Source organism: Stenomitos rutilans (assembly GCF_059505485.1).
The window spans coordinates 1-15,574 of sequence record NZ_JCACKR010000109.1 but is presented as its reverse complement, the minus strand read 5'-3'; the positions used below and the strand labels follow the sequence as shown (position 1 = coordinate 15,574).

The 15,574-nt window shown below is 52.5% G+C and carries 16 protein-coding genes; 7 read left to right on the top strand and 9 right to left on the bottom strand.

The features are described 5' to 3' along the window. The first annotated feature begins 172 nt into the window (after nucleotides 1–172). The gene (locus tag AC5JLP_RS21740) at nucleotides 173–502 is read left to right on the top strand and encodes a type IV secretory system conjugative DNA transfer family protein (protein ID WP_496070047.1); all 330 of its coding nucleotides are present in this window, start codon (nucleotides 173–175) and stop codon (nucleotides 500–502) included. A 381-nt stretch (nucleotides 503–883) separates the two neighbouring features. Here the strand turns inward: AC5JLP_RS21740 and AC5JLP_RS21735 are convergent, their stop codons facing one another. The 8 genes from AC5JLP_RS21735 to AC5JLP_RS21700 all read right to left on the bottom strand — a co-directional run bounded on the left by AC5JLP_RS21735 (nucleotide 884) and on the right by AC5JLP_RS21700 (nucleotide 7,554). After that, nucleotides 884–2,542 (bottom strand): tetratricopeptide repeat protein, encoded by a 1,659-nt coding sequence (locus tag AC5JLP_RS21735; protein WP_496070046.1) that lies wholly within the window; start codon nucleotides 2,540–2,542, stop codon nucleotides 884–886. A gap of 142 nt (nucleotides 2,543–2,684) precedes the next feature. Continuing rightward, nucleotides 2,685–2,963: a hypothetical protein gene (locus tag AC5JLP_RS21730; protein WP_496070045.1), complete on the bottom strand. Its 279-nt coding sequence runs from the start codon at nucleotides 2,961–2,963 to the stop codon at nucleotides 2,685–2,687. Nucleotides 2,964–3,090: 127 nt separating this feature from the next. Then, nucleotides 3,091–4,620, bottom strand: coding sequence for a P-loop NTPase family protein (locus tag AC5JLP_RS21725; RefSeq protein ID WP_496070044.1), 1,530 nt, complete (start codon nucleotides 4,618–4,620; stop codon nucleotides 3,091–3,093). Further along, nucleotides 4,617–4,994, bottom strand: coding sequence for a hypothetical protein (locus AC5JLP_RS21720; RefSeq protein WP_496070043.1), 378 nt, complete (start codon nucleotides 4,992–4,994; stop codon nucleotides 4,617–4,619). Before AC5JLP_RS21720 ends, AC5JLP_RS21725 begins: the two co-directional genes overlap by 4 nt. Nucleotides 4,995–5,002: 8 nt before the next feature. Beyond that, nucleotides 5,003–5,656, bottom strand: coding sequence for a hypothetical protein (locus AC5JLP_RS21715; RefSeq protein WP_496070042.1), 654 nt, complete (start codon nucleotides 5,654–5,656; stop codon nucleotides 5,003–5,005). Further along, nucleotides 5,656–6,036, bottom strand: coding sequence for a hypothetical protein (locus AC5JLP_RS21710; protein ID WP_496070041.1), 381 nt, complete (start codon nucleotides 6,034–6,036; stop codon nucleotides 5,656–5,658). The genes AC5JLP_RS21715 and AC5JLP_RS21710 overlap by 1 nt, the downstream gene beginning before the upstream one ends. Next, nucleotides 6,020–6,583, bottom strand: a complete 564-nt coding sequence (locus AC5JLP_RS21705) for an SH3 domain-containing protein (protein ID WP_496070040.1) — start codon at nucleotides 6,581–6,583, stop codon at nucleotides 6,020–6,022. Before AC5JLP_RS21705 ends, AC5JLP_RS21710 begins: the two co-directional genes overlap by 17 nt. A 167-nt stretch (nucleotides 6,584–6,750) precedes the next feature. Further along, nucleotides 6,751–7,554 carry a hypothetical protein gene (locus AC5JLP_RS21700; RefSeq protein WP_496070039.1) on the bottom strand — a complete coding sequence of 268 codons (804 nt, stop codon included), beginning with the start codon at nucleotides 7,552–7,554 and terminating at the stop codon, nucleotides 6,751–6,753. Between the two features lie 146 nt (nucleotides 7,555–7,700). Between AC5JLP_RS21700 and AC5JLP_RS21695 the strand changes: the two genes are divergently transcribed. Next, nucleotides 7,701–7,910 carry a ribbon-helix-helix domain-containing protein gene (locus AC5JLP_RS21695; RefSeq protein ID WP_496070038.1) on the top strand — a complete coding sequence of 70 codons (210 nt, stop codon included), beginning with the start codon at nucleotides 7,701–7,703 and terminating at the stop codon, nucleotides 7,908–7,910. 63 nt (nucleotides 7,911–7,973) lie between these two features. Then, nucleotides 7,974–8,750 (top strand): Uma2 family endonuclease, encoded by a 777-nt coding sequence (locus AC5JLP_RS21690; RefSeq protein ID WP_496070037.1) that lies wholly within the window; start codon nucleotides 7,974–7,976, stop codon nucleotides 8,748–8,750. Here the strand turns inward: AC5JLP_RS21690 and AC5JLP_RS21685 are convergent. Next, a complete protein-coding gene (locus tag AC5JLP_RS21685; RefSeq protein ID WP_496070036.1) occupies nucleotides 8,747–10,591 on the bottom strand; it encodes a bifunctional DNA primase/polymerase in 1,845 nt (614 codons plus the stop codon). The two genes, AC5JLP_RS21690 and AC5JLP_RS21685, sit on opposite strands and share 4 nt — an antisense overlap. A 724-nt stretch (nucleotides 10,592–11,315) precedes the next feature. Between AC5JLP_RS21685 and AC5JLP_RS21680 the strand changes: the two genes are divergently transcribed. The 4 genes from AC5JLP_RS21680 to AC5JLP_RS21665 all read left to right on the top strand — a co-directional run bounded on the left by AC5JLP_RS21680 (nucleotide 11,316) and on the right by AC5JLP_RS21665 (nucleotide 15,305). After that, complete coding sequence (locus AC5JLP_RS21680; protein WP_496070035.1) at nucleotides 11,316–11,939, top strand: hypothetical protein; 624 nt, start codon at nucleotides 11,316–11,318, stop codon at nucleotides 11,937–11,939. 580 nt (nucleotides 11,940–12,519) lie between these two features. Continuing rightward, entirely contained in the window at nucleotides 12,520–12,798 is a 279-nt protein-coding gene (locus AC5JLP_RS21675) for a ribbon-helix-helix protein, CopG family (RefSeq protein ID WP_496070034.1), read from the top strand. Continuing rightward, the gene (locus AC5JLP_RS21670; protein ID WP_496070033.1) at nucleotides 12,795–13,115 is read left to right on the top strand and encodes a hypothetical protein; all 321 of its coding nucleotides are present in this window, start codon (nucleotides 12,795–12,797) and stop codon (nucleotides 13,113–13,115) included. The genes AC5JLP_RS21675 and AC5JLP_RS21670 overlap by 4 nt, the downstream gene beginning before the upstream one ends. A 63-nt stretch (nucleotides 13,116–13,178) precedes the next feature. Continuing rightward, the gene (locus AC5JLP_RS21665) at nucleotides 13,179–15,305 is read left to right on the top strand and encodes a hypothetical protein (protein WP_496070032.1); all 2,127 of its coding nucleotides are present in this window, start codon (nucleotides 13,179–13,181) and stop codon (nucleotides 15,303–15,305) included. Nucleotides 15,306–15,574 lie beyond the last annotated feature (269 nt).

Sequence of the window (15,574 nt, the reverse complement as noted above, 5' to 3'; positions counted from 1 at the left end):
TCTGTTGTTCAATTTTTGTGCAGTTCCTCAGTGCAAAGGACGCTGAAAAGGCAATTCTGGTATCCTAACGACTGCCGCAGGCACCTTCTCATAGTTCATTCAGGCAGACCTGCTACGAGCCTTTGTTGGCAGATCCACGATTCCAACTCGGATGGAAGGAAGAGAGATTGTAGTGTTCAAGTTGGATGATGAGCGCCGCAGTGTGGTCGGTTCGCTACTGGCTGCTGCGACTCACCTGATGATTGTGGGCAATCTCAGCACACCCCGCAAAGATTCGCTGATTATCTCTTTGGATGAGTTGCCCTCGATTAAACTCGACCGCCTTCCCCAATGGATTAATGAATACCGTTCCAAAGCCTGCTTTATCTTGGGCATTCAAAGTTTAGATCAACTCTATGACATTTATGGAGACAAAATGGGCGCAGCGATCGCCTCTGCTTGTAGCACCCATGTCTTGTTCAATCCGGGGGTTGAGGCTCAGTGGAACGGAAAACCGGGTTAGCAAGCAAGAGTCTTCAAAAGCACAGCCCGAAAGAGACTTCAGCAGATTCTCGGAATTCGCCCAGTCCAAACTCAGTCCAGAGGTCTTGGTATAAAATTACAAACGTCTGAGCAGAAGCTGTTTTAGCGTTGTTTAGCCCGCTGCACTGTTGCAAAGAGCAGCAGAAGGGCATAGGAATGAGAAAGGTGAAAAAGGCTGCTGTGTAAAGGTTTTGGGAATTGTGACAGTTTGAGCAAGTTTAGAGAAGGAAAGGGCGATTAAGTGGTCAGTCGTGCTTATGAATGAGCGCGTCATCGGTGCTAATGGCTTTAAGAGCACGACTCAATCCTTCGTTCTTTTTGCCTTATGGACTCTAAGCTCATGACACAAGCCCGCTCAAGTTCATGGTAATTTGACTCCCCAGGCTGCCAGTTTAGTCATCACAACATCAATCGGGTAAGCCGCACCAAGACCAGTTGTTTCCAGGGTAATGCCGCCACTAAATAACACACCGATAACCTGGTTCTGAGCATCCAAAATCGGGCTGCCCGAGGCCCCTTGTCTCAGGTCAATACGGAGCAACAAGCGGTCTTTAGCCTGTGAATTCACAAAGCCCAGACTTTCTGTTTCATCTACCTGCCAGGTTTGGAGCCCCGAATGACCAATAATCCGCACATTCAAGCGGTCTCCCAGCACCTGTTGTCGCACGGATAGGGGTTGAATGTCTGCAGGCAAGTCCGTCACTTCCAGCACAGCCAGATCCAGTGGATCATTTGGCGGTGTCATCTGCAGCAATCGGACCTGCGCCTTTTCCAAGCGGGCCACTGGAATCCCGTCCGGTGGGTTGCCATAGTACAGTTCCACTTGCAGATTCTCGCCTCGTTGCTGGGTATCGGGTTCAAACACCACATGCCGATTGGTCACAATCCAGGCTTTATTCCCCTCGCGTTTGACGACGAAGCCGGTCCCATAACTGAAGCCTTTGGCACTGTTAGGGAAGCGCGCAATGATTTTGACGACGGACCGTTTCAGCGGTGTCACGGTGTCACTGGTTAAGTAGCGCGTTTCAGCCAACGCAATCCGCTGCGGCACTGGCTTGAGTGCCAGAAGTCGTTGCGCTTCCAGCAGATTGGACTGCGCATAGGTGTAACTGGGGTCTGCTTGGCGTGCCAGCTGGTATTCCCGGATGGCGGCGGTCAACTGCCCTTGCTGCTGGAAGACCCACCCCAGTCCATTGTGTGCGAGTGTATGGGCGGTACTTAAGGTACCTTGTTGATCAGGGAAGCTCAATGCTTGGCGGTAAGCGGCAATCGCCTCCCCTAGCTTCTTCTGGTCACTCAGCGCATTCCCCAGATTGTTGTAGGCACCAGCGTACTGTGGGTTGAGCTTGATAGCCTGACGGTAGGCGGCAATCGCCTCCCCTAGCTTCTTCTGGTCATGCAGCGCATTCCCCAAACTGTTGTAGGCATCGGCATCCTTGGGGTTGAGCGTGATGGCCTGACGGTAGGCGGCAACCGCTTCGTCCAGCTTCTTCTGTTCACGTAGCGCATTCCCCAGATTGTAGTAGGCAAGCGCATATTGGGGGTTGAGGGCAATCGCTCTGCGAAACGCGACAATCGCCTCATCTAGTTGTTTTTGCTTCTTCAGTACATAACCTAGAAGAAGCTGATTTTCAGCGTCCTTGGGGTTGAGTTGCACCGCCTTGCGGCAAGCTACAACAGCTGCATCAGGTTTGAGCTGATCGTCCAGTACGTCACATAACGTACGATAGGCAGTCGCATCATTGGGATTAAGGTCAATGACTTTCCGGTAAGCCACAACGGCCTCATCCAACTTTTGCTGCGCACGCAGCGCCTTCCCCAGGCCATTGTAAGCAGTGATATTCTTCGGGTCTTGTTGAAGCACACGCCGCCACACCGCTTCCGCCTGGCTATACTGTTTCTCCGCTTCTGCCGTGCGCCCCTGCTGCACTAGCTGTTCAAGACTTTGAGCTGCCGCAAGATTGGGGAGGGTGCCCAACGTCAACAGGAGCATAACTGACAAAACCTGAGCCGTTCTCACCGTTTCCTTGCCTCACACACTAAGTTATGGCAGCAGAATAACCACTGCTATTCTGCCATGTCTAACAAACATGGCAAGCGTTCAGCCAAGGCAACTTGAAAGCAGTATGCATGCGAGATGATTGATTCTCACCACTCGAGACTCATTGCCAAGGCAACCGCAAGGTTAGAGGCGGTGAGATCGACACATCCACTGCCTGGATGTCAGGCGCGATCGCCTGCGACAACACCTGCTTTAGCGCTGGACTCAAGCTTACTCCCAGTTTGAGCTTCAGGAGGTCATTCGTAGCCAGCTCGTCCAGCGTTTGATACGTCAATTGATACTCCAAAATGGCGATGACTTCTTCGAGCCACTCATCGGGTAATTTGCCTCTTAAATCGCGTCGGATCTGGATGATGGCAGGGTTAGTGTTAGTGAACATAGGCTTCCTTAAACAGTGATGTGTAGCCGCGCAAAGCGGTGATGTGTCAGCGATGTGAGCGCTGCTGTCTGGGGTGATGTGTGACGGCTGTGACATCACACATCACTGGATGTAAACTCTGCTGTGTCTAGGTTTCAGACCAGCGCACCCATTCCGCCTTAGAGTTGAGAGGTGAGAAGGTTTCGATCAGGTGCAACGCTATCAATTCCAGCAGTAACGCCTGCACCTGCTCACCGTTTAAGCCCTGATTGCGACCCCAGTTTTGCCGCACGTCCCGCACTGCGATCGACCCTTTCTTGCGGAGATACAAGGCGAGACTTTTGAGATTGCCAGCGGGCATTGCCTCTACTTGACTGGGCGTTTCCTTGGGTTCCAGCTGTGATGCGTCTGCCTGCCAGCAGTCCTGCAACCAGCTGTTTACCTGAGTGCGGAAATCGAGTGGTGGCGCTTGTGGCGGTGTGAGTGGCTGAAAGGTCTGACTTTGCGGTGATGACCAGAGGGTAAAGTCGGTAATTTTGCGCTCAATCTGGGGCAACTCCACTGCCAACCATTCAGCGTGTCCCGGCAGCTTTAACTTGCCCTTGCCACTGGAGATCGGCTTGCGTGTCGTGGGGTGGATGGTGGGAATCAACTCCAATTCCAGCAGGGCCGCGTCACGCAACCGGGCAATGCCTTTCGCATCCCCTAGCGCTGACAACGTCCGATCGTGCGCGACAAACAACGGTGGCATCAGCACTTTGCGACTATCACTCATCGCGGACTTGAAGAACTTGCTGCCGATGTCACCGGGCAGGCGATCAGCCCAGTTGGTCATCTCTTCCGACACCACACTGGTAATGCGCTGCTGCTGCCGTAACGACTGCTGCCAGTCTTCCTCGGTCAACCCAGAGCGGTTAAATTCCTGGTAGCGACGCTCGATTTCGTCGAGATACCACTGCAGGAACTCAGCGATCGCGCGGTAGTCCATCCCGGCACCGATATGCCGAATGCCCTTCCACTCGTGGTTGGCCGCGTGCGGATCGAGCAAAATCACCTGATGCCCCGCGCGCACCTTTTCCATGACCAGGTAACGAGCGGTCCAACTCTTCCCGGCACCCATGCCGCCGAATAACAGCCCAGGATATTCCAGGAAGTTTTGCAGGTAGGCGGTGGTGTCAGCCGTTGGAGCAGACGCGGGTGTTACAGGCATGGCTGGTTGCCCAGGTGCAGCCGTTTCTGACTGTGGCTGCGAGGTAGCCTGCGGTTGTGGTGCTGACACGTCCTGATAGTCGGCCTCTTGGACATCTGACAGATACGGTGCCATCTGGGGGTAAAGCCGTTCGGCGGCTTGTAACTGAGCCACCTGCTGATAGCCTTCTAACTCAGCGTGATGGGCGATCGCCTGCAGTTGCCCTTGTTTCAGTAGCGTTTGGCGTTCCCACTCTTCGTACTGGCGACGATAATCGCGTCGCGTTTGGGTGAGCAGCCAGGCGGACGCACACAGCCCAGTCCCCATCAGCGATAGCGGAATTTTACGATAAGCCGCCTGGTAGGTGAGCTGCGTGCCCAGAAACCGAAACGTTTCCGGCTGATGCAAGTAGCCACTGACCGCAAGCGCCGTGCTGGTCATGCCCGCCGCCAGCAGCCCCAGGATCTGAGGCAGATAGGGGTCTTTCACCGCAAAACCTCCTTTACCTGTTGCTGCACTTGCTGTTGCACCTGTTGGCTGGTGTGGGCAAGCTGGTCAAACCAGCCCGTGAAGATGGCCACGGCAAGAGCGATCGCAATCGCTAACAGTCGGGCACTGCGCGACAGGTAAGCCGGGAGAATCAGAGCCAGTAGGCAGGCGATCGCCCCGATCCAGTAGAACGGCAAGAGCGCTGTCAGCCAGCGGGCGATCAAGGTGACGGTAATGCCCAGGGCGAACAGTCCCATGAAGCGGCTGATGCCTTCCAGGGCGTAATCAATGTGATCCGGTTCGGGTGCGTCCTCTGGCTCATAGTAGCCGTCGGACGGTGGGAGCATCAGGGGTGAATCATAGTGGTCAAACATGGCTTACCTCACACTCGAAAGAAGTCTTTGACACCGTGCCAGAAGCCTTTCCCAGGCTTGCCAGCGGTGCCATAAGTCAGCAGTTCTTTACGGGTGGCAGCCTGCCACCGCAACGCTTCCTGCACTTGCAGCTGTCGCTGTGCCTGAGGGACTTTCTCACCGATCGCTTTGGCACGGTTCTGATGTCGTAGATGGATCAGCTTGATGGCGCTCTGGAAGTCCAGACGATTCAGGTCATACTCGGAGCGGTATTCCGCTTCAAGCTTCTGGATCCCGTGTCCGGCTTTCTGATGCATCAGTTGCAAATGCCTGTCGTAGCCTTTGCTCAACAGCCAGGCATCCAGAAGACTCTTATCGATCTGCTTGGAGCCTTTCTCGACTTGCTTCAACACGCGCTGGACAAACTGCTCATACTCCACTTGCCCTTCAATCAGCGTGGTGAAATGCTTTTCCAGGATCGGCAGAATCTCCTTCAGTCGGGTCATGGCGTTGGCGCGATCGGCAAAGAGGGCGAGTTCGTGGTCGCTCATTTGTGGTAGACGCGCCAGGTCGATGCCGAAGTAGCGGGTGGCACGTTCGGTCAGTGCACCTGCATGGGGCAGGATGTGGGACTGGATACCCTTGGGGCTACCGCTGTAGCCTTTGGCTCTTGGTACTGACATTAGTTGCACTCCTTAGTTTCAGAAGACCAGAACAGGAAGCTGCTGCGGTGGGTGTCGCAGAGGGGTGAACGAGGCACGATCACCATGCGCTGACCAGCGGCACCTGCAAAAAAGCCCAGCAAGTAACCACCCAAGACAAGTCCCAGCACGGCTACAAGGGCAAGCAACACAGTGTTGAGCGGATCACGATCGGTGGTCACACGCTCAGTCGGTATGGGTGTTTTCGCCTGAGCCAGCGCCGTTTCCAGAGGGGTAAAGGTGGTACTACCGTCTGGTTGCTGTTGCACCAGATAGGGAGTTCCTGACTGGTCCGCCCAGACTGCCAGCTTCGCGGGTGCGGTTTGAGTCGCCAGTGGCAAGGCTTTAGAGTCGTGTGGCATCGCTCCTCCTGGTGTCGATAAAGATGTTGGCAAGCCAGCCTGACTGACCGCGCCACCGCACAGGCACCCACACCACGCCGTCTTGCTGGACGCGGCGATCGGGCGACAGTTCCACCAAGTCACCGTGCATCAGCACACCTAAGACTGGACTCTGCAGACTGGGCGCGGCGCGGAAGTTGGCGGCCACGCCAGGGCTCTGGATGTGGGCGATCGGGAAGGTAGCCGGATCGCTAGGCGACGCTGCAACGGGTGTCGCTGTTACCAGCGGTAAAGGCTCTAAAGGCGGTTTTGCAAAGGTTTCTGGCTGTTGTGTGATAGCATCCTGCTGGGATGCTAGTGACGGGGTCGGCAGCGGCGAGACAGAAGGTGTAGCGGCAGTTGTGGCTGGCTGCTGCTGTTGCGAGAAGCCGAAGCCAAACATGAGTAGTGGAATAGCCAGCAAGCCCAACGCGATCGGCAAGCCCCAACTTTTAGAGCTTGGCGGCTGGGGCGGTGGCACCGGATTGAGGGTGAAGTACTGTCCTTCACCGGGTACGGGTTTTGGCATAATCGAAGTCACTCCTGATTGGAAGGTTGGGAGTCCAGAGCCAGCGGTTTACTTTGGACGGTGAACGCTGGCTTCTGTTGTTGAGGGGCTGGGGTCAGTCGTCGGTGTGTCAGCTCTTAAGAGCGCCCAGGCGAGCACCAGGAGCATGATTGATAGCAGCAGGCGTATCAGGCGTCCGCTGGAGGCTTTCCCAGGTTTTGCAGTGTGGTGAGAGACTGCTGTAGACTTTGCGTCTCCTGGCTTTGTGCTGTGGCTAGCATCTCGGTTCGTTCGCGGTAGAGACGCGCTTCTAGCTTGAATTCGGTGGCTTTCTCGGCGATCGCGGTCTTCGCCTGCTGCGTCTGCTGTAACTTCTGTTCTCGCACTCGGATATCGCGCTGCATCTCTGCGGTCAGTGCATCGGCCGTTTGCAAGAATTGGGCGGCGATCGCTAACGGGTCATCAAAGGCAATGACTTCGCTTTGCCGGAGCGACTCCAGGCTATAGGTCTGGGGTAGCTCTGGCTGGGACAGGACAATCTGGTGATTGCCGACCTCAACAGTCACAGGTGGATTGCTGCCAGGTGCGGGCACTGGGTCTATCGAAGGCGGATATTGCAACGACACGGCTTGAAGATAGCGATCACCACACCCTTCTTCGTTTGCTGCTTTGAACTCTCGAAAAGCTTGTAGCCCGAACTCAGTAAACGCAAACACTGGACTACCTGCTTTTGTGGTGCGCACTTCGACTCTGAGGACTTCAGGGCAGTGTTGGTAGGCCGCTTCCAGCTTCTCCCACCAGCGCTTGCGAAGAGTCGATTCGTTGACTTCGAGCAAAACGGACAACTCAGTAAAGGTGTACGTCCGGGGCACGTCCGTTAGTTGTACGAGTTCGCGCCAATGAGTGTCCTGTGACGTGTCCAAGCAGTCCTCTGTTTTTTGCACACACGATTCCTGCACAGGCTCTAAACCTGCACCAGCTTTGGTTTCCATAGGTTGTCCTCTGACGAATATTTGAGTCCGTAGACAGTGCGGGTACTGCTGCCAATCAGTCCGGTTTCTGCTCTGGGGAGTATACTAGCACAGTAGTAGTAGAGTGCTACCACTTAAAGACTATAAATGTCGAAGGGTGTAACCTTATGAATGTTGAAACGACTGAAGGACTGGGGTCTGTGGCCACAAACAAGGCAAAAGTCTTTGCCTATATTGACCCAGAGTTAAAAGAAGACCTCGAGCAGTTAGCAGAACGCCGTAATCGTTCTGTGAGCAACTTAGTTGAGACACTGATCCAACAAGAGATCGAGAAGGCGAAAGAAGCAGGAGAGTTAAATGGCAAAGCAAATAAATAACTTTGCCAAGACGTTCGCCTGCCGTTCAGAGTACGATCGTGACAAGTCTTTCCAGTTCTGCCTATGACTCCGCAGCAGCTCCTAGACAGCGAAGCAATCGTCGCCCCCAACATTGATCACCTGGTGCTTGAGGACGACACCCCTGTGGACAATTTGCAATCGGCGCAACAACAACGGCTACTGGTCGAGCCGCTTTACAGTGCGAAAGCGCTGCCTGCTCCTTTCTTTGCTGACGCCAACGTGGGACTGTTCTACAAACTCAAGGGTGATCCAGTGGTCCCCGATGTCATGTTGAGTTTGGGAGTCCAGCGTCCCGACGACTTCTTGCAAAAACAGAACCGTTCGTACCTGACCTGGGAAATTGGGAAGCTGCCAGACGTTTGCCTTGAAATCGTCTCGAACCAGGAAGGCGACGAGTTGACGTTGAGCCGCAAATCACAACAGAAGGGCAAGACGATCGCAAAGAAAGACCTGTATGCCCAAATCCACATACCCTACTACGTGGTGTTTGACCCACTGCAACAAATTCAAGGCCAACAGGAAATGAATGGGGCACTACTTCGGGTCTGGGGCTTCTCAGCAGAGGGCTACACCGAGCTGACACCATTTCAGGGCCTTAACGCAGTGGGTCAGTCGGTTTGGTTAGCAGCCATTGGGCTTGGCTTGACTCTGTGGGAAGGTCAGTTTGAGGACAGCGTTACCCGGCTCTGGCTCCGCTGGTGTGACCAGTCAGGGCAGGTGATTCCGACTGGTGCAGAAGGTCAGACAGTGGCTCAACAACGAGCCGATCGCTTAGCAGAACGGCTACGGGCAATGGGCGTAGACCCAGACACAATCTAGGACTCAGATCGGTCGGTGTTCTGTCTTTCCACCTGAGCCTGAAACCATAACTGGGCTTCCTTCTCTAGAACTGGATCACCTGACTTTAACCACTTCTGATTTTTGGCAAGCGTCTCTTCCTGTCGCCGCTGTCGCTCGCGTTGCTGCTCCGTCTGAACCTGAGTGGTCGCTGGTATCATATTCGTTGCAACATCTATCACAGGGCTTGAACACCCTGCACTACTGCTCTGAGACGGTGAGAGTGGCTGGTTACAGTCACTAGGTGCCACTACGATGGTCTGCTCTGTGGGCAAGAAACCAGCTCGACTTGTAGTTAAAACCTTTGGCTTGAAGACTGAATCATGTGGCTCTATAGCTGAGAAAGCAAGTTTTGAGGTTTGACCTGTGGAAAACCCCCCAGCCCCCCCAGCTTCTTGATGCCTTTCTGCTTGCCCGGAAGGGGCAGCAGGATGCGGCACAAGCTTATTAGGGTGTAATGGGTGTACATCCGCTTCTGGTAAAGGTTCTGGCGTTTTCAGTAAGGTAGATTCTGAAGGCGCTGTCGCTGGCTCTACAAGGGTTAGTACAGTCGTTTCATTAGGCTCCGCCGGGTGCCACAGCGCTTTGTGCTTGTTGAGGGTTTGTTTACTGCACCGGGCGATCCCAACAATCGCATCCGCTCTAGCGGTCACACCAGTGGGAAGGTTGTTTGCTGCTTGGAGTGTGGCGATCGCGGCTTTGATGCGTCGTTTCGCGTCTAGTGCTTGCTGCTGGTTGAAGGACACAATGTTGTTGACTGGCTCCAATTCAGACTGTGGTGCCAAGGGAGCCACCCGCTTACTGGGGTCGTAGGGGTAGTATTTGGATGTCGCCTCAATGTCGCGTGCCCAATATCCAGCAAGCTTATGGATCTCGTGCCGGTGCCGACACCACTCTTCATAGCCAGGTAGTGCCACCGCCACTTCAACGATCGCGTCTACGAGCGCTGGTCCCGTTAAAGGTGCGCTACCACGTTGGATGTGACCAAAGATATATTCACGCATGGCAATCCGACCGAGCAGCCGATTAGTTTGACCAGCCCCCGTCCAGCCGAGTTCGATTTCCATGTGCAAATCGTTGAGAAATTTCTGACCGCCGCCTTTGACGGCTTTGTATTGCTGGCGTTGCGTCTGTTTCAACACACGCTCAATGGTCTTGTGGTCCAAGTCATTCCGGCGTTCGGCCCAGCGCCACTGTTCAACGAACGCTGCTTGGTCGCTGTAGATCGGTTCCCAGTGCTCATTAAGCAAGTAGGAACCAGCTTGTAAGGGCACTCTGTGCCCGTTGTAGAGGCTCGGTGTGCCGACAGTATAGGGTCTGGGGTTGGGAAAGCTTTCAAGCTGCCCTGGCATGAGCTTAAACCCAGCCTGCGCTAGTAACGTGCTGACCACTTGCGCGATTGCCCATGACTTCTGCTCTTGTGCAAAGGGAAAGTAGAGGTGCAGTCCGCCACTGTAACTACTCGTGACTGCGACGTAAGCAACCAGTCCGATCACTTCTAGTGCCGCCAGCATTCGTTGAATAGCAAATGGATCGTTACAGGGATGGTAGGCACTGTGGCGATCGATGTCTAGCACCAAGTATCGCGTGAGTTTGCCGAAGCGAACACCATACAGAGAATTACCCTGCTGCAGGTGACGATCGCTCAGTAGATATTTGCTTTCGGTCTTCCAGTCAGGGTGATTGCCTGGGTCGGGGTGCTCAGCCCACAAGAAGTCATAGCGGTGGGAGAAGATGACGAAGAAGGTGTTCGCCTCCTGCACGGATTGGAATTGAGGGCTTCGCTGTGAGCGCTTAGCCCGTTTGTCAGGAGCTAGCTGCATGGGCAAACCTCCCGACCTTCATAAAAATTTCGATGCACAAGTTAACTCCCTATGGCTGAAATAACAGCGGATAGGAAGCCATGCAAAAACTAGAGCAATTTGTCCAAGAGGTTGCACCATTTGACAAATTGCCACTAAAATTGGCATAGCAAATCTAGGCGACCTAACTTTTGCTTTTCCTGAGCCTGTTAGCGTCCCCAAATCCTATCTAAAATGAATAAAGTCTTTTGCCCCTTCTGTGTCCAGCAGTAGGGGTTCTGACTTTTAGAGGGTTTCTACATCATCCAGTTACCTCCTGTAACGTGCAAACGTGGAAACTTGTGGTTCATCTGCGACTGATGCTGTGGTCAGCAACTTTGCTGTAGTGGCTATTTGAGATCTAAGCGTAGATCCTGGAGTTTGACGCAGTTTTAAGGAGATTTGCCTTATCTAGCCCACTCTATCGATAAGGTTATGACTTAAGAGAGAACTTTGATGTACGCATAGCTCTCAAAAATTCCTATAGAATCTTCAACCTCGCGTACTATTGAAAGTGTCAAAGCAGCTTGCGCAAGTTAGTGGCAAGTGACGTTATTGAGCGGGTATATAGTCTTCAAGCCCCAAAGCGATACTAGTAAAAGGGTATCAGCTTTTTTTGAATTTGGTGCAGAATTCTGAAAAAATCTACTAGAAACCCCGAAATCAGGCTAATATAGCTGTATTGATTTTGTATCAAATTCAGAGAATGTCTAAGGGTGGAGCCAGAACTGGAGCGGGTCGAAAATCCAAATGGAGTAATAGTAAGACTGTCAATATCCGTATTCCTGAGTATTTAGCCACAGAGGTGACGGCGTATGCTCAGCAACTGGATAGGCGGCGAATGACCGAATCGCAGCAAAGACAGTTAATAACTCTATTACAGGAATTAGTGCATATCCCTCTAGAAAATAGGAGCGAGTGGATTGAAACACTCCCAGAGTCTTCTCGGTCTACATTGGAGGGTGCTCAGGGGGAAATTGAGGTCTTAAGGACACAGGTTAAGTCTCAACCGTTTAATCTTGCAGATTCCGAAGAAGATGCCGAACAGGTTTTAACTGCGGGTGAAGAGTTTGAGGTAAGGCTGGAGATTCGTGCCGTAGCGGATCCCGTCCCAGCGCTAGTAGCAACATCCAACCTTGGACACGAATTGGTACTCTTAAAACAGAATGGTAAGCTTGTCGTTGACTTACCGGTTCCACCACAAGAAGCGATCTCTCTGTATGTTGATGATGATGGTGGAGTAGTCTTTCTAGAGCTTCGCAGTAAGTGGGCCGTAAGTTGTCTCGTGTCCAGAAGCGCGCTTCCTGACGATGGTTCACCCATGGAATGACGATAGCATGGGTGGGTAATGGAGTTGAAATATACTAAGCCACATCCAACTTTGTCAGCGACGCATCAGGCAATTACGCTTGCATTCAAGGACACGTCCTTATCCGGCCTAATCTCTTCAGCCTTCCCTAGTCGGAGTATGGAACCGCTCCTAGAAATTAAGTATCACATCTCCTAGAACCTCCTCTAAGAAGCAGCTTCAGCAATCGATTTTCCACCAGAATGATTTACCTGACAAGAGTTGAGCGGTGATCAAGACACCATAAACCATCAAGAAGGATGGCAATCTGGGCGTGCATTAAGCAGATTAGATATTCGTAAACAGCCATTGATAAGTTCTACTAAAGTGGAAAAAAGGAGACATCTGGTTTGAATGTCATCAAAACTCATGACACTCTATGTAATTAGACTGTCATTACTTGACGAAATGATTGCTATTCTAGACTGACAGGTATGTGACTAGTTAATGCTGAATTAGCTACGTCTGTCAGCCACCTAAAATTTATTGGGTTAACCCTCGTAGGGAGGCCAAGCTTATAAAGCTTGGCCTCCCTTTTTTTGTTTTTTATCCGGGAGGTCTCATGGTAAGCAATCGTTCCAAAGCTCACAAACCGCGCCAATCACATCAGCGAAAACGCGCTGTTAAGGGTGTTAAATCACGCCGTGGCTGCCCCGAACTCTACGACGAACTCAAGCAACCGACGACAGTAGCGCTCACTCCAACGGCGGTCCGAGGTCTCGACGAATTGAGTGCAGCCATGCAACTTTCGCGCAGCGAATTAGTTGAGCGCATTGGACGAAAACTTCTAACAGTGGCTGACTTAGAGGCTTTGCCTCTTACACAAGAGGTAGAGCTATGAGTCACCTCAGCAAACGGCTACGAAAGCAAGTTTTACCCGGTTTCAATAAAGCTGAATCTGCACCAGCGCAGCTTTTATTGCATAGCGCCGCTTTATTGAAACTGAGTGGTTTTTTTATTAACTTGAGCAATCCAAAAAGCATTAAAAGCCGCTTTCTAACAGCTTTTCAGCTCTTCATAAGACCAACCGCTTTAACAACATGGATAGGTCATGTAACCATGCTTTTTCTAAGTTTTTTCAATAAAAGGAAGGCTCACTTCCTAATTCCCGTAATGCTAGCTGTTGCCTATTCTAGCCCTTATTTGATTGCTGAATGAATCGCTGGGTTAACCCTGTACATGCTTTCCACATCTTTATTTTTTCTAAGAGGAATCTGAATCATGAATTGTCCAAGAAACTTGGCGGAAGTTGTTACCGCTCTCGTCGAGAAAGTTAATCTCTCTGCTCCAAAAAACAAGCATGAGCGTGACCAGCGCGAGCGCTTGCTCAATGAACTGATGACGGCGTACTACCGCTATATTTTGCCTGGCTTGGGCTGGAAGCGTGCTGATTACGCAGCCAGGTTGACAGCGGCTGAAAAGCTTGCAGCCGACGCTTTTGCAGCCACTCTGCCAGTCAAGGTCTTGCTGCAATTTCCAGAGGCCTTGGAAAAAGGCTTTAATCTAGCCGATGCGCCCCAGTCTTCTCGCTCTACCTACGGCGCGCGGTTGCGATCCGTGCTGACCTTGATCGAGACAGAGACCTGGTTCCCCGGTAATGCGGTGCTCAATCGTCGCTCGCCGGATGAATGTCGCCCGAAAATGCGGCAGGGGCGAGGGGATTGGAGAGAGTTTTCCCTCATGGATGAAAAGGGCAAACAACTCAAGTATCGGATTCAAGCGAAGGATATGTCTCCCACCTTGCAACAGCAATTAGAGGCGCTTGGTTTCTTCATGTCTGACCCTGATAATTTGGATCGCAGCTTTGATGAACTGGAAGCATCAACCGCTTCAGGCTATGACAGTGGCATACACTTGTGGCTTGGGTGGGATCTTTATCACGACAACCCAGCCTTAAACCCGCACGACTTAACCTTGGAGCATCTCATTCCTAAAATCACCCAGGATGACTTGGAAGGGCTGTCAGTCAAGGACTGTAAAACGGTTTGGAAGAAGGCTCAGCGAGAGTTAGAAGCCCGTGTCAATCGCTACTTTGAGTTCTTGCGGACGAAGCAAAAGGCAGATAGCCCCCGCACTCGCCTGCTCAAACTGGCTGCTCTGCTGATGCTGGCAAAGTTTTTGTATGCTTCAGAAGTCGAACAGAAGGAGGACTACAAAGTCATTCCCATCATTCGCACGCTCCTCAAGCTCATGGACAAAGAGCAAAAAGCGGTGAAGGTTTGGGAGAAGGACCGCCGCTATGTCGCGAATCAAGCCCGCAAGTGGCCTGAACCCTTGGCTGGACAAACAGTACTGGAATACGTTCAGTCTCAGCTGATTGAGATCCTGCGCTTGGAGTGCCGTCCCCGCCACAGCACCGGGGATTTCTGTAAGGGGCACACGATCGCCAAGAGTCATCTGCTTTACTTGCTGTTTGTTGATGTCGGGTTACTACCGCCAGGTCGCCAACAGGAGCCGCGCACCTACCGTATTGCCCTCAGTTGTCCGCTAGAACGTCCCGAAACCGTCCCCCTTGATGGCTTATATTGGCCCTTACCCCCGGACTGGAGCCGTGAAAAACGACGGCGCGACGGGTCACTGGCAGACAACTATCTCTACAAGGTCTATCACTATGATGGGCAGTTTTACGACCAGGGCGTTTGGGTAAGGGAAAAGTGCAAATACAAGACCCACCGGTATCACGGCAAGCGGGCGGGTGTGATTGACAATATTGTGTTTGAAGACGGCCATTGCCTGTATGACTACATCGAACGGTATTTATGTGGGCAATGGTATGTGGGTCACTTCCGCGAGGGGCAGCGCTATGCTTGGTGGGATGCTAAGCTCCGAGGCAGCTACGGCAGATGGTTGAGTCAGGGGCGAGCGGCATTTGCTTCTGAGCACACCCCCGTGGTCATCCAAGAGGGAAAGTCTGAGGTGTGGGTATCGAGCTATTTGTTCCTCAATCCTAGATCTGGAGCACCGTTGACCGATGTGCAAATGTCTGAATTGTTTGCTCGTAACTCCTATCGCATTCTGGGTAAGCGCATTACGCCGCATACCTTCCGCTACATGTGGGCGACCTGGGCCTTCCAGATGGAACTCTCTTATGCCGAGTTAGGGTCTTTAGCCCATGGTATGGGCTTCACGGTCAAGACGATGCAGCAGATGTATGAACGAGTCTCACTGACCGAGAAAAACCGGCCCATCAACAAAGCGATGCGGAAGTTGTTCCCTTGGTTCAGCGAGCAGACGCCATCGCCAGCGCAAGGTGATCGCTTGTCGCGGGTCAAGGACAATCTGTCTCAACTGAGTGCGGAAGAGTTACAGGAACTCCGAAAGTTTCTAGGAGACGATCCTGCCGCTTAACGCCCTTGTAGGGGCAATCGTCGCTGGTGTTTCAGCATTGGAGGTGATTGCCCCTTTCTCCCAAAGTTCAGGTTCTTTTCTACTTTTGGTGATCCGGGTTTGGGAGTGCTACCCGAATCAGCAGGAAGCGGTTCAACTGGCTAATAGCACCCTTTTTTGCAAAAGTTCAGCAGAAATGCTGCTCAGAAAATGCTGCCCCAGTCTCTATGTCGCGGGCAGCAGTTTTTAGGCGGATTGGGTACGGACGGTGTAATATAGTACGTACCAAG

What these genes read in the sequence shown, in the direction of transcription:
- AC5JLP_RS21720 (WP_496070043.1), bottom strand. Translation starts at nt 4,994, where the DNA reads ATGTTTGACCACTATGATTCACCCCTGATGCTCCCACCGTCCGACGGC.
- AC5JLP_RS21730 (WP_496070045.1), bottom strand. Translation starts at nt 2,963, where the DNA reads ATGTTCACTAACACTAACCCTGCCATCATCCAGATCCGACGCGATTTA.
- AC5JLP_RS21665 (WP_496070032.1), top strand. Translation starts at nt 13,179, where the DNA reads ATGAATTGTCCAAGAAACTTGGCGGAAGTTGTTACCGCTCTCGTCGAG.
- AC5JLP_RS21715 (WP_496070042.1), bottom strand. Translation starts at nt 5,656, where the DNA reads ATGTCAGTACCAAGAGCCAAAGGCTACAGCGGTAGCCCCAAGGGTATC.
- AC5JLP_RS21690 (WP_496070037.1), top strand. Translation starts at nt 7,974, where the DNA reads ATGACTCCGCAGCAGCTCCTAGACAGCGAAGCAATCGTCGCCCCCAAC.
- AC5JLP_RS21670 (WP_496070033.1), top strand. Translation starts at nt 12,795, where the DNA reads ATGAGTCACCTCAGCAAACGGCTACGAAAGCAAGTTTTACCCGGTTTC.
- AC5JLP_RS21680 (WP_496070035.1), top strand. Translation starts at nt 11,316, where the DNA reads ATGTCTAAGGGTGGAGCCAGAACTGGAGCGGGTCGAAAATCCAAATGG.
- AC5JLP_RS21710 (WP_496070041.1), bottom strand. Translation starts at nt 6,036, where the DNA reads ATGCCACACGACTCTAAAGCCTTGCCACTGGCGACTCAAACCGCACCC.
- AC5JLP_RS21695 (WP_496070038.1), top strand. Translation starts at nt 7,701, where the DNA reads ATGAATGTTGAAACGACTGAAGGACTGGGGTCTGTGGCCACAAACAAG.
- AC5JLP_RS21685 (WP_496070036.1), bottom strand. Translation starts at nt 10,591, where the DNA reads ATGCAGCTAGCTCCTGACAAACGGGCTAAGCGCTCACAGCGAAGCCCT.
- AC5JLP_RS21705 (WP_496070040.1), bottom strand. Translation starts at nt 6,583, where the DNA reads ATGCCAAAACCCGTACCCGGTGAAGGACAGTACTTCACCCTCAATCCG.
- AC5JLP_RS21675 (WP_496070034.1), top strand. Translation starts at nt 12,520, where the DNA reads ATGGTAAGCAATCGTTCCAAAGCTCACAAACCGCGCCAATCACATCAG.
- AC5JLP_RS21700 (WP_496070039.1), bottom strand. Translation starts at nt 7,554, where the DNA reads ATGGAAACCAAAGCTGGTGCAGGTTTAGAGCCTGTGCAGGAATCGTGT.